The 12,152-nt window shown below is 69.3% G+C and carries 13 protein-coding genes, 1 pseudogene and 1 riboswitch; of the genes and pseudogenes, 13 read left to right on the forward strand and 1 reads right to left on the reverse strand.

The features are described from left to right. The first annotated feature begins 30 nt into the window (after nucleotides 1-30). The 13 genes and pseudogenes from def (at nucleotide 31) to IPG68_01460 (ending at nucleotide 11,785) form a co-directional block, all read left to right on the forward strand. Nucleotides 31-570 (forward strand): peptide deformylase, encoded by a 540-nt coding sequence (gene def, locus IPG68_01400; protein MBK6762005.1) that lies wholly within the window; start codon nucleotides 31-33, stop codon nucleotides 568-570. Next, the gene (locus tag IPG68_01405) at nucleotides 567-1,484 is read left to right on the forward strand and encodes a methionyl-tRNA formyltransferase (protein MBK6762006.1); all 918 of its coding nucleotides are present in this window, start codon (nucleotides 567-569) and stop codon (nucleotides 1,482-1,484) included. The genes def and IPG68_01405 overlap by 4 nt, the downstream gene beginning before the upstream one ends. A 23-nt stretch (nucleotides 1,485-1,507) precedes the next feature. Then, a pseudogene (locus tag IPG68_01410) lies at nucleotides 1,508-2,797 on the forward strand (rRNA cytosine-C5-methyltransferase). 27 nt (nucleotides 2,798-2,824) lie between these two features. Continuing rightward, nucleotides 2,825-3,484: a ribulose-phosphate 3-epimerase gene (gene rpe / locus IPG68_01415; protein MBK6762007.1), complete on the forward strand. Its 660-nt coding sequence runs from the start codon at nucleotides 2,825-2,827 to the stop codon at nucleotides 3,482-3,484. A gap of 331 nt (nucleotides 3,485-3,815) precedes the next feature. Beyond that, nucleotides 3,816-3,936, forward strand: a riboswitch (FMN riboswitch). Between the two features lie 63 nt (nucleotides 3,937-3,999). Continuing rightward, nucleotides 4,000-4,944, forward strand: a complete 945-nt coding sequence (gene ribD, locus IPG68_01420) for a bifunctional diaminohydroxyphosphoribosylaminopyrimidine deaminase/5-amino-6-(5-phosphoribosylamino)uracil reductase RibD (GenBank protein ID MBK6762008.1) — start codon at nucleotides 4,000-4,002, stop codon at nucleotides 4,942-4,944. Then, nucleotides 4,944-5,534 (forward strand): riboflavin synthase, encoded by a 591-nt coding sequence (locus IPG68_01425; GenBank protein ID MBK6762009.1) that lies wholly within the window; start codon nucleotides 4,944-4,946, stop codon nucleotides 5,532-5,534. Before ribD ends, IPG68_01425 begins: the two co-directional genes overlap by 1 nt. Further along, a complete protein-coding gene (locus tag IPG68_01430) occupies nucleotides 5,531-6,745 on the forward strand; it encodes a bifunctional 3,4-dihydroxy-2-butanone-4-phosphate synthase/GTP cyclohydrolase II (GenBank protein MBK6762010.1) in 1,215 nt (404 codons plus the stop codon). Before IPG68_01425 ends, IPG68_01430 begins: the two co-directional genes overlap by 4 nt. Further along, the gene (locus tag IPG68_01435) at nucleotides 6,735-7,208 is read left to right on the forward strand and encodes a 6,7-dimethyl-8-ribityllumazine synthase (protein MBK6762011.1); all 474 of its coding nucleotides are present in this window, start codon (nucleotides 6,735-6,737) and stop codon (nucleotides 7,206-7,208) included. Before IPG68_01430 ends, IPG68_01435 begins: the two co-directional genes overlap by 11 nt. Before the next feature lie 145 nt (nucleotides 7,209-7,353). Continuing rightward, the gene (locus tag IPG68_01440) at nucleotides 7,354-8,550 is read left to right on the forward strand and encodes a hypothetical protein (GenBank protein ID MBK6762012.1); all 1,197 of its coding nucleotides are present in this window, start codon (nucleotides 7,354-7,356) and stop codon (nucleotides 8,548-8,550) included. Between the two features lie 115 nt (nucleotides 8,551-8,665). Further along, nucleotides 8,666-8,929: a phosphoribosyl-ATP diphosphatase gene (locus tag IPG68_01445; GenBank protein MBK6762013.1), complete on the forward strand. Its 264-nt coding sequence runs from the start codon at nucleotides 8,666-8,668 to the stop codon at nucleotides 8,927-8,929. Further along, a complete protein-coding gene (locus tag IPG68_01450) occupies nucleotides 8,926-9,762 on the forward strand; it encodes an ATP phosphoribosyltransferase (protein MBK6762014.1) in 837 nt (278 codons plus the stop codon). The genes IPG68_01445 and IPG68_01450 overlap by 4 nt, the downstream gene beginning before the upstream one ends. Continuing rightward, complete coding sequence (locus IPG68_01455) at nucleotides 9,759-11,114, forward strand: acetyl-CoA carboxyl transferase (GenBank protein MBK6762015.1); 1,356 nt, start codon at nucleotides 9,759-9,761, stop codon at nucleotides 11,112-11,114. Before IPG68_01450 ends, IPG68_01455 begins: the two co-directional genes overlap by 4 nt. After that, a complete protein-coding gene (locus tag IPG68_01460) occupies nucleotides 11,111-11,785 on the forward strand; it encodes an SseB family protein (protein MBK6762016.1) in 675 nt (224 codons plus the stop codon). Before IPG68_01455 ends, IPG68_01460 begins: the two co-directional genes overlap by 4 nt. Here the strand turns inward: IPG68_01460 and IPG68_01465 are convergent. Next, entirely contained in the window at nucleotides 11,754-12,092 is a 339-nt protein-coding gene (locus IPG68_01465) for a DUF1844 domain-containing protein (protein MBK6762017.1), read from the reverse strand. The genes IPG68_01460 and IPG68_01465 overlap by 32 nt on opposite strands. Nucleotides 12,093-12,152: the final 60 nt, after the last annotated feature.

Below are 12,152 nucleotides of genomic sequence, written 5' to 3' on the forward strand. Positions count from 1 at the left end.
CCGTAGACTCGGGGGACGAGGAGGCCCTTTGTGTCCGTAGTCGATATCCGCCTGTTCGGCGACCCTGTTCTGCGCAGTCCGGCGGCACCGGTCGTCGACTTCGACAAGCAGTTGCGTGTCCTGGTGAAGGACCTGACCGACACGATGATGGACGCCCCCGGCGTCGGATTGGCCGCGCCACAACTGGGGGTGGGCCTGCGCGTCTTCACCTACTACGTGGACGGTGTTCTGGGCCACCTCGTGAACCCTGACCTCGACCTCAGCGACGAGACTCAGGAGGAGGAAGAGGGGTGTCTGTCCCTGCCCGACATCCGCTTCCGGACACCGCGGGCGCTGCGGGTGGTGGCGAAAGGGTTCAGCATGCACGGCGAGCCGGTCACCGTGGAAGGCAGCAATCTCCTGGCTCGGTGCGTCCAGCACGAGACCGACCACCTTGACGGTGTGTTGTTCATCGATCGCTTGGACCCGGAGTCGCGCAAGCAGGCGATGCGGGAGATCCGCGAATCCGACTGGTTCGGCCCGGACACCATCGTCAAGTCCAGCCCGCATCTGCAGAGGAGCCCCCGATGAGGCTGGTCTTCGCGGGCACCCCTGAGGTCGCCGTCGTCAGCCTGGAGAAGGTGCTCGCGTCGCGTCATGAGGTGCTCGCGGTGGTGACCCGCCCTGACGCCGTGGCCGGCCGCGGTCATCGGGTGACGCCGAGCCCGGTCAGCCGCGCTGCGCGTGACCACGGCATCCCGGTCCTCACCCCCATTCGGCCCAGCGAGCCCGACTTCGTGCGGACCCTGCAGGAGTTGGACCCCGACTGCTGTCCGGTGGTGGCTTACGGTGCGCTCATCCCGCAGCACGTGCTGGACATCCCAGCCAAGGGGTGGGTCAACCTGCACTTCTCCTTGCTGCCTGCCTGGCGCGGCGCGGCGCCGGTGCAACGGGCGATCATGGCCGGCGACGACGTGACGGGAGCGGCGGCGTTCCAGTTGGAAGCCGGCATGGACACCGGCCCGGTATTCGGCGTCGTGACGGAGACCATCGGACCGCGGGACACCGCCGGTGACCTGCTCGGGCGGCTCGCAGAATCCGGTGCTGAGTTACTGGTGAAGGTGCTGGACGGCATCGAGGAGGGTGCGCTGGTGCCGGTGCCGCAGTCCGGCGACGACGTGAGCCTGGCCCCGAAACTCACGGTCGACGATGCCCGGGTCCGTTGGGACGAACCGGCGCTGGCGGTCGATCGGCGCATCCGCGGCTGCACTCCCGCGCCGGGTGCTTGGTCCATGCTCGGTGAGCTGAAAGTGAAGATCCACCCGGTCACGATCAGCGATGAGACCCTGGCCCCCGGCCTGATGCGGGTGGACCGGCACCGGGTGCTCGTCGGCACGCTGACCTCCGCGGTGGAACTCGGCACCGTGCAGCCCGCCGGCAAGAAGGCCATGGCTGCCGCGGACTGGGCGCGCGGCCTGCATGGTGACGACCTGGTGTTCCAGTGAGGCCGAGTCCCGCTCGGCGGGCCGCCTATGACGTCCTGCACGAAGTGGGTGCGCGGGGTGCCTATGCCAACCTCGCATTGTCGGCGCACCTATCGCGGTCCCAGATGTCCAGGGCCGACCGCGGGTTGGCCACCGATCTGGTGTACACGACCCTGCGGCGCCGCGGCACGCTCGACGCCGTCCTGGCCACCGTCGTCACACGGCCGCTGACAGAAGTGGATCCGCGGGTCCTGGACCTGCTGCGGATGGCCACGTGCGAGCACATGTACCTCGACAAGCCGGCTCACGCGGTGGTGGACAGTGCCGTCACGCTGGCAGCGTCGGTCGGGGCGACGTCGGCGCGCGGCTTCGTCAACGGGGTGATGCGCACCGTCACGAAGCAGCCCGGTAAGCAGTTGCTCGCCCACGCCACCAAGGGCCTGGCCGGGGACGAGTTGTTGGCCGTGCGGCACTCCCATCCGGGTTGGATCATCCGCGCATTCCGCGACGTTCTCGGGCCCGGTGAGCTCGAGGCGCTACTGGAACGGGACAACCGACCACCCCGGGTCACGCTCGCCGCCCGGCCGGGCCGGATCTCCCGCGACGCGCTGCCCGGCGAGCCGACGCCGTGGTCGCCGTGGGGCACCTACCTGGACCGGACCGATCCCGGGAGCCTGCCCGAGGTCCGTGACGGCCGCGCAGGAGTGCAGGATCTGGGAAGTCAGTTGACCGCCCTGGCTTTCTCCCGGGCGGAGGTGGAGGGCACGGACGATGCCTGGCTGGACATGTGTGCAGGGCCGGGCGGCAAGGCCGCGCTGCTGGCCGATCTGTTGCCCGATGCGGGCCGACTGGTGGCGGTGGAAAAGCACGACCACCGTGCCGACCTCGTCAGGGCCGCACTGCGCGGGACCCCCGGGGTGGTCAAGGTGGTTGTCGGAGATGCAGCGCAGATCGAGGGTTCGTTCTCCCGGGTCCTGTTGGATGCCCCGTGCGCCGGGCTCGGAGTGTTGCGCCGACGACCGGAGGCGCGCTGGCGCCGCCAGGCCTCCGACATCGCGCAGTTGGCGGACCTGCAGCGGCGACTACTCGGTCACGCAGTCGACGTCTGCCGTCCCGGCGGGGTGGTCGCCTACGTCACGTGTTCGCCGCACTTGGCGGAGACTGATCTGGTGATCGAAGACGTCTTGCGCGGGCGAGACGATGTGCGCCAGGAGGATGCCGCGGGGTTACTGCCCGAGGTACCCGACTGCACCGACGGCCCAGCTATCCGGTTGTGGCCGCACCGGCACGACACCGATGGCATGTACTTCGCGATGCTGCGCAAGGCGCACTGAACCTGCGCCGGCGGTAGCCTCGGCGGTGTGGGAATCCAGATATCGCCGAGCATCCTGTCCGCCGACTTCGCCAATCTCGAGGCGCAGTGCAGGGCGGTCGCCGGGCATGCCGACTGGTTGCACGTGGATGTGATGGACAACCACTTCGTCCCCAACCTCACCATCGGACTGCCGGTCGTCGAGGCACTGCTCACGACGGTCGAGACGCCGGTGGACTGCCATCTCATGATCGAGGACCCGGACCGCTGGGCCCCCGGCTATGCCGAAGCGGGGGCGGGCAGCGTCACGTTCCACGTCGAAGCCGCCACCGCGCCCATCAAACTCGCCCGGGACCTGCGCCGGCACGGGGCCCGGGCCGGGCTCGGACTGCGGCCCGCGACGCCGGTGGAACCCTACGCTGACCTCCTCGGTGAGTTCGACATGCTGCTCATCATGACCGTCGAGCCGGGTTTCGGCGGGCAGAAGTTCCTGGACGTGGTGGTACCCAAGATCCGGCGGGCACGGCAGATCATCGGCGACGGCGACGTGTGGCTGCAGGTCGACGGCGGGGTGGACCTGCACACCATCGAGGTCTGCGCCGATGCGGGCGCCGATGTGTTCGTCGCGGGTTCTGCGGTCTACGGCGCGGACGATCCGGCGGCCGCCGTGGACGCACTGCGGGCCGCAGCCTCCGCCGCGTCGTTGTGACGATGGTGCGGGGCCCTCGGGCTGGTTTGTGACGGTGGTGCTGGGTGTGGCGTCGGGGATCGCGCACCTTCGTCGCATTGCGGGTGGGGAGGGTCGTACCTTCGTCACAATCGCAGGGTGCGGGGTCGTTGTGACGAAGGTGCGGGGCCCTCGGGCTGGTTTGTGACGGTGGTGCTGGGTCTGGCGTCGCGGATCGCGCACCTTCATCGCATAGCGGGTCGGGAGGGTCCTACCTTCGTCACAATCGGGGGTGGCCGGGGCTACCCCTCCGCGGTTGCGCTTGACGTCGCCTTGCCGTGGTCGTGACACCCCGATGTGACACGATGGATGTGAACGTTTCCAGGGTCGGTGCAATTCCGAACCGGCGGTGAAAGCCCGCGACCCGTGCTTGCACGGTGGATCCGGTGCAACTCCGGGGCCGACGGTCAGAGTCCGGATGGGAGGAAACGCCACCGCCGTGTGCTTCGGCGTCTCCTCCCGCGTGCGCGAAGGGAGGCAGTGTGAGCGAGCGCTTCATGGCCGAAGCCCTGACGCTCGCCGCCTCCGTGCACGGTGCGGTGGGACCCAATCCCCGTGTGGGCTGCGTCCTCGTCAGTACCGACGGCCAGGTCGTAGGCCGGGGTGCGCATCAAGGGGCCGGGACCGCTCATGCCGAGGTCGTCGCTCTGGCCGACGCCGGCGAGGCCGCCCGGGGAAGTACCGCGTACGTCACGCTGGAACCCTGCAACCACCACGGCCGGACCCCGCCCTGCGCGCAGGCGCTCATCGGTGCCGGTGTCGCAGCGGTCCGGTATGCCGTGCCCGATCCCACCACGGCATCCGGCGGCGCCCAGACCTGCGCTGAGGCCGGGCTGGACGTCGACCCCGGCCCACTCACCGATGAAGCCACGCACTTCCTCGCCCCGTGGCTGTCCGCCGTGACCAATGGCCGGCCCTTCGTCACCCTCAAAGTCGCCAGCACCCTCGACGGGTACATCGCCGCCGCCGACGGCAGCAGTCGCTGGATCACCGGGCCGGAGGCGCGCCGCTGGGTCCACGGGCTGCGGGCGCAAGTGGACGCGATCGCGGTGGGATCGGGCACCTTGCGCGCGGACACCCCTGCCCTCACCGTGCGCGGGATCGAGGTCGTCCGCCAGCCCCACCGCTACGTGCTCGGTGAGGTGGTGGCCGACGGCTTCACCAGCCTGCCGGGCAGGGACCCGGCGGCGGCACTCGCGCAGATGTACGACGCAGGTGTGCGGCATCTGCTCCTCGAAGGCGGCGCCACCGTTGCCGCGGCGTTCCTGCGTGCCGGCCTGGTGGACGACCTGGTGTGGTTCACCGCACCCAAGCTGCTGGGCGCCGGCACCAGGGCCGTCGGCGACCTCGGCATCGGCACCATCGGGGATGCCCAGCACCTGGCGGTGACCGATGTGCAGAACGTCGGCGGCGACGTGATGATCCGCAGCGGGAGGCGCTGATGTTCACCGGACTCGTGCAGCAGATGGGCACCGTGCGCGACGTGGTCGGCGGGGACAGCACGCGACTGACCATCGCCCCCGACGGCGCATGGGAGGACTACGCCCACGGGGAAAGCATCGCCACGAGTGGGGTCTGCCTGACGGTGGTGGCCAGCGGACCTGGGTGGTTCGCCGTCGACGTCATGGCGCAGACCCTGGCGCTGACCAGTTTGTCCGATGTCGCGGCAGGGCGCAGGGTGAACCTGGAGCGAGCAATGCGCCTTGGTGACCGGCTCGGTGGGCACCTGGTGCAGGGGCACGTCGACGGCGTTGCGGTCGTGACCCACCGCCGCAACGAGCCTGAGTGGGACGTCGTCGGTTTCGAGCTACCCGAGCACCTGCGGCAGTACGTGGTGGCGCAGGGGTCGATCTGCCTGGACGGGGTGTCCCTGACCGTCTCCGCGAAGAGCCCGGAGGGTGCGGAAGTGAGCTTGATCCCCGAGACCCTGCGGTCGACGACGCTGAACGACGTCCGGCCAGGATCCCGGCTGAATGTGGAGGTGGACGTGATCGCCAAGTACGTCGAGTCCCTGCTGGGAGGCTACCGATGAGATTCGATTCCATCCCGGACGCCGTGGAAGCGATCCGCGACGGCCGGGCAGTCGTGGTCGTCGATGATGAGGACCGCGAGAACGAGGGGGACCTGGTGTTCGCCGCCTCCAAGGCGACCCCCGAACTGGTCGGCTTCATGATCCGGCACACCAGCGGGGTCGTCTGCGTGCCCATGCGCGGTGAGGACCTCGACCGACTGCACCTGCCACCGATGACGATGGTCAACGAGGACCGCAAGGGAACTGCGTACTCGGTCAGCGTGGACGCCCGGGACGGCATCAGCACCGGCATCTCGGCCGCGGACCGTGCCCGCACCATTCGCACCCTCGTGGACTCCGCCACCGAACCGTGGGAGATCACTCGGCCCGGCCACGTCTTCCCGCTACGGGCGGTCCCCGGCGGGGTCCTGCAGCGGGCCGGTCACACCGAGGCTGCTGTCGACCTGGCCAGTCTCGCGGGCCTGTCGCCGGCCGGGGCGATCTGCGAACTGGTCAACGACGACGGCTCCATGATGCGTGCGCCGCAGTGCCGCGAGTTCGCCGACGAGCATGACCTGCTCATGGTCTCTATCGCCGATCTGATCGCCCACATCCGGCGTGCACGCAAGCAGATCGAGCGGGTCGCGGAGACGGTCATCCCCACTGAGATCGCCGAGTTCCGGGCGATCGGGTACCGCAGCCTCATCGAGCCGACCGAGCACCTGGCCCTGGTGCTCGGCGACATCGGCGACGGGGAGGACATCCTGGTGCGAGTGCATTCCGAGTGCCTCACCGGCGATGTCTTCGGATCCCTGCGGTGTGACTGCGGTCCGCAACTGGACGCCGCGCTGCGGGCCGTCGCAGCCGAGGGCCGCGGCATCGTCTTGTACGTCAAGGGTCATGAGGGGCGCGGCATCGGCCTGCTGAACAAGCTGCAGGCCTACCAACTGCAGGACAGCGGTGCAGACACGGTGGAGGCCAATCTCGCCCTGGGACTGCCTGCCGATGCCCGCGACTACGGCACGGGGGCGCAGATCCTGGCCGATCTCGGGGTGCAGTCCATGCGCCTGCTGACGAACAACCCGGCCAAGCGCGCGGGCCTCGACGGCTTCGGGATCGTCATCACGGAGCGCGTGCCGCTGGCGATCGAATCGAACCCGTGGAACGAGCGGTACCTGTCGACGAAGGCCACGCTGATGGGCCATGAGTACGAGGAGAGCCATGAGCGGTGATGGGCGGGCTGGAGAGCACCAGGTGCGCGCAGATGGCGTGCGGGTGGCGGTGGTCGCCGCGAGTTGGCACGAGCAGGTCATGGACGGACTGCTGACGGGGGCACGCAAGTACCTGGCCGAGGTGGGTGCGCAGGTCGACGAGCACCGCGTACCGGGCTCCTTCGAGATCCCGGTGGTGGCGGCCCGTTTGGCCGGTACCCACGATGTGGTGGTCGCCCTGGGCGTCATCATCCGCGGGGGGACGCCGCATTTCGAGTACGTCTGCTCCGCCGTGACCGACGGCCTGGGCCGGGTCGCCCTCGACAGCGGGACACCGGTCGGCTTCGGCATCCTCACCTGCGACACCGCCGAACAGGCACTCGACCGCTCGGGGGGTCCGGGTGCCAGCGAGGACAAGGGCAGGGAGGCAGCGGCGGCTGCGATCCAGACCTGGCAGGTGTTGCAGGGGATCCCGCAGGGGTAGGCGCCGATCTCCCCCTTTCGACCGCCCTTGCCCGGAATCCGCGGGTATACGCTGGTTTTACAGGCCACCGGGTCGGTTGGCCACCGGTCGTGCTGGCGTATCTGAGGACACGCCGGTGACCACCCGGTGAAAGGGAGGATTGGTCATGACAACCAAACGCATGGTCGCGGCAGTCGGCGTCGTCGGAATGTCCGCGGCAGTGCTGGTCGGCGCACCGGCACAGGCGGGATCCACATGGGGCAGCCCGCAAGAAGTGAGTTCCAAGTTCGGACGGGCACTGACCGTGTCCGACGGCGGCCGGGTGGCCGCCTGGATCCGGACGAACAAGACCAGTTGGTACTCGTCGGGACCGGTCCGCACCGCGTGGTACAAGAGCGCGAAGAAGGGCTGGACACCGTCGGCTGCCATCCCCGGCACCACGGAGAGCACCAACGTCCAGCTGAGCAGCAACGGCAACCGGGCGCTCATCGAGTCGGGTACCACCGGCTACCTCATGGCGGTCCGCGACACGTCGAACACGTGGCTGACGGCGGTGAGCATCGTGTCCGGGACGAACCTCGGGAACGGCGTGATGTCCGGCAACGGCACGTCCCTGGTCTACATCGAGCGTGGCCCGGACGCCTATCCGTCGCCGCCCGGGAAGGTCTACTACGTCTCCCAGAACGCCGACGGCACATGGCCGGCGCCCACACAGATCGGTCAGGCCAACCCTGACGCGCTGTACGGCATCAACAACGAGCTCGCCTACTCCAAGGACGGCTCGACGATCGCGTGGGTGGACGAGACGTATGCCCTCAAGTCGATCACGCGCAATGACGACGGTTCTTGGTCGGCGCCCAGCTTGCTCAAGCAGTACGGCAGCGATCCCGACCTGCGCATCCTGAAGCTGTCCGCGAACGGCACGCGGGTCATGTGGGTGCGCGGCGATTCCGACGGGATCCTGACTTCGACGCGCACCGGGACCACGTGGGCGCCGGCGTCGAACGTCACCGTGGACGAGACGTACTCCGCGGCGATGTCCCCGAACGGTGTGAACATGGCGTGGGGCAACACCGACGGCCAGATGCTGGTCAGCCGCTACAACGGCACCAAGTGGGTCAAGCCCAAGGTGCTTGGCTCGGTCGGCTACTACCCGACGATCACGCTCACGGACAAGACCCTGGCGTGGACGTCCAACGAATCCAAGGGCTCTGCGCTGCGCACAGTCATCTGGAAGGGCGGCAAGTGGCAGTCGACCGTCAAGCACTCGTCGACCGGCTTCAGCCCGGCGGTGTCCTACGACGGGATGACGCTGGCCTGGGCCTCCACCGGGAACAAGCGGATCTACAGCGTCAAGCGGTAGGTCCCGGCGCGAAACGGCCGGGCTTGGCTGGTGATCCGCCAAGCCCGGCCACCGCTTTGCCGGTCGTGCAACCGCCCTGCGGAGCCCGCCTCTCACCCTGACTACCCTGAAAGACGTGAAATCCTTCGATGACCTCTGGGACGAACTGTCCCGGAAGGTCGCCATGAACGACCCCGCATCCGGAACCGTGCGTCTCGTGCAGTCCGGTGTCCACGAGGTGGGCAAGAAGCTCGTCGAGGAGGCGGCAGAGGCGTGGATGGCTGCCGAACACGAATCCGCCGAGCGTGCCGCGGAGGAGTTGAGCCAGGTGATCTACCACGTGCAGGCCATGATGCTTGCGCTCGGTGTCACCCGTGAACAGGTCGGGCGGTACCTGTGACGATCAAGGTCGCCATCCCCAACAAGGGCCAGCTCAGCGAGCCGGCCCGCCAGATGCTGCGCGAGGCCGGCTACCTGCGCTCTGCCGGCGCGCGGGAACTCATGGTGCACGACCCAGACAACGACGTCGACTTCTTCTTCCTGCGGCCGAAAGACATCGCCACCTACGTTGGTAAGGGCACGCTGGACCTCGGGATCACCGGACGTGACATGCTCGTCGATTCCGGTGCCCCCGTCGCCGAGGTCATCGAGCTCGGTTTCGGTCACTCGACCTTCCGGCTGGCGGCGCCGGCCGGAACCACGACGATTGCCGGCACACGCATCGCCACGTCCTACCCGGGGCTGCTACGCGACTGGCTCGAGCGGTCGGGCACAGAGGCCACGGTGGTCAAGCTCGACGGCGCGGTGGAGAACGCCGTGGGTCTCGGCGTCGCCGATGCGGTGGCAGACGACGTCGACACCGGGAACACGTTGCGGCAGGCAGGGCTGGTGGTGCTCGGGGAACCCCTGTTGAGCAGCCAGGCGCTGCTCGTGCGACCGGCGCACAAGGACAGCAACGCGGCCCAGGAGACGTTCGTCCGACGGATGCAGGGAGTGATCGTCGCCCGGGCTTACGTCATGGTCGAGTACGACATCGAGGAGCGACTGGTGGAGGCAGCGGCTGCGATCACACCGGGGCTGGAATCGCCCACCGTCTCGCCGCTGAAGGAATCGGGCTGGGTGGCGGTGCGGGCCATGGTCGAGCGGGCGACGGTCCATCAGGTGATGGACGAGTTGTTCGAACTCGGCGGTCGAGCCATCCTCGTCACCGACATCCACGCGTGCCGCCTATGACCTCCCTGACCGAGACCCTGGCGGCGCTGCTCGACCCAGGTTCCGCCGAACCTCTACCCGTGCCACTGCGGCCGGTGCAGGGGGAGTATGCCGCCAGCCTGGAGCGCGCCGCGGACCGCAGCGGCACCGACGAAGCGGTGCAGGTCATGTTCGCCACCATCGACGGGCACCGGGTGGTCGTGATCGGGGGCGACTTCGGCTTCCTCGCCGGTTCGGTCGGTCAGTCCGCGGCGGATCGGGTGGTTGCCGGCTACCAGGCCGCGACAGCCGAGTCGCTGCCTGTGGTCACCCTGCCAACGTCCGGCGGCACCCGGATGCAGGAGGGTACCGCCGCCTTCTTCCGCATGACCGACATCGCCTGGGCCGCCCAGCAGCATCGGGCCACCGGCGCGGTCCGGATCGGCTGGTTGCGCAACCCGACGACCGGTGGGGTCATGGCCACGTGGGGCTCCTACGCCGACATCACGGCTGCGGAACCGGGGGCGCTGCTCGGCTTCCTGGGTCCGCGGGTGTACGAGGCGCTGTACGACCGGGCGTTCCCGCCGGTGCAGAACGCTGAGAACCTCGCCCGCGTCGGCGTCATCGACGAGGTCGTCCCGCTGGCGCAGGTGCGGGAATGGGCTGCGCGCATCCTCGCGGTCACCGAGGGCGCCGATCGCCCCGAACCGGTGTCACCCGCGGCCGAGCCGAAGCCCGTCGATGCCTGGACAGCCATCACCCGAACGCGGCGGCCGGACCGCCCGGGCCCGTTGGCCGTGCTGGATCTGCTCACCGACCGCACGGATCTGCGGGGCACTGGTCGCGGCGAGGCGGGAAGCGGTGTGCAGGTGAGCCTGGGCCGGTTGCGGGGCCGCCGGGTCCTGGTGGTCGCGCAGACGCGCCAGCAGGTCAGCCCGCAGGATCTACGGGTGGCCCAGCGCGGACTGGCGCTGGCGGACCGGTGGGGATTGCCGGTGGTGACGTTGGTTGACACCCCCGGCGGCGAACTGTCCGCGGCGGCCGAGGAGTCCGCGATGGCCGGAGAGATCGCCCGCACGTTGGAGGCGATGGCCGGCCTGCGGGTTCCCAGCGTGTCCTGCATCATGGGCCAGGGCTGCGGCGGGGCCGCCCTGGCGTTGGTGCCCGCTGGATTCATCATCTGCATGGAGCACGGGTGGGTGTCGCCCCTGCCGCCGGAGGGGGCATCGGTGATCAGTCATCGCACCCCCGACAAGGCCGCGGACATGGCCCGGGCGCAAGGCGTGGGGGCCTTGGCGCTGCTCGACGCCGACGTCGTCGACCTCGTCGTCGGCGAGGGTGATGATGTCGCGGCTGCAGTGGCGGACGTGGTGGCCGGGGCCCTGGACCGATGACGGACTTCGAGGGTGCCGACGTGCTGGTGACCCGCTTCCAGGGGGACACCGGGCTAGCCGACGTCCGCCTGCGGGAGTTGCTCGGCGACCCGGAGACCTACGCTGCGCAGCGCGAACTCGTCGACCGGCTCGTGGCCGGGCGCCTGCTGATCCCGGTGGTGGCGAACCTCGACGAGAAGGACGCCGACGGGGCCGACAAGCACAGCCACATGGCAACCGTGACCATCACCGATCCGCAGGGGCACAAAGCGCTGGTCTGTTTCACCGGGGTCGATTCGGTCGCGCTGTGGCGGCCCGATGCCCGGCCCATTCCCGTCGCGGGAGTGGAGGCCGCACAAGCCGCCTTGCAGGAGGAGTGCGATGCGTTGCTCATCGATATCGCCGGACCCACGCGGTACGCGTTGAGCGGTACCGGCCTGTGGGCTCTCGCTGCCGGGGGGCCCTGGCGACACCCGCTCGAGGAGCCCGAGGTGCTGGCCCTGTTGGACGCTGCTCTTGCCAATAGCGGTCTGGCGGGTCACTTCGAGCCGGACCCGGCAACCGTCGACGGAGTCGCTCTGGTGCTGGACACTGCCGACATGCCGAAGGTGCAGGGACTGGCCGACGTGCTCAGCCGCACACCGGCGGTCCAGGCCCGGGTCAGTTCGCTGGAGGTGCGACTGGACCGGTGAGTTTCTCGCCGGGACCCTGTCCTGGGGCGTCCGGGACGAGTGACGCCTCCCGGAAGGCCAACTGCAGCGACTTCAGCCCGTCGCGCAGGGGCCGGGCGTGGAACGTGCCGACGTAAGGGGCCGCAGCGGTCACCAGTCCGGCCAGTGCCTCGATCAGGGTGCGGGCCTCGTCCAGATCGAGTTCGTCCGGGTCCTCGCCGAGTCCGCACTTGACCGCGGCGGCGGTCATGAGGTGGACCGCCACGGTGGAGACCACTTCGACGGCGGGGACGTCGGCGATGTCGCGCTCTGCGGCTGCGGGGTCCATGGCGTTCAGGATGTCATGGGGGTCCCGGGGTGCCGTGGGCACGGCTGAGCAAGTGCGCTG

Source organism: Micrococcales bacterium (genome assembly GCA_016703125.1).
In the GTDB taxonomy this organism is placed as follows: Bacteria; Actinomycetota; Actinomycetes; order S36-B12; family UBA10799; genus JADKAV01.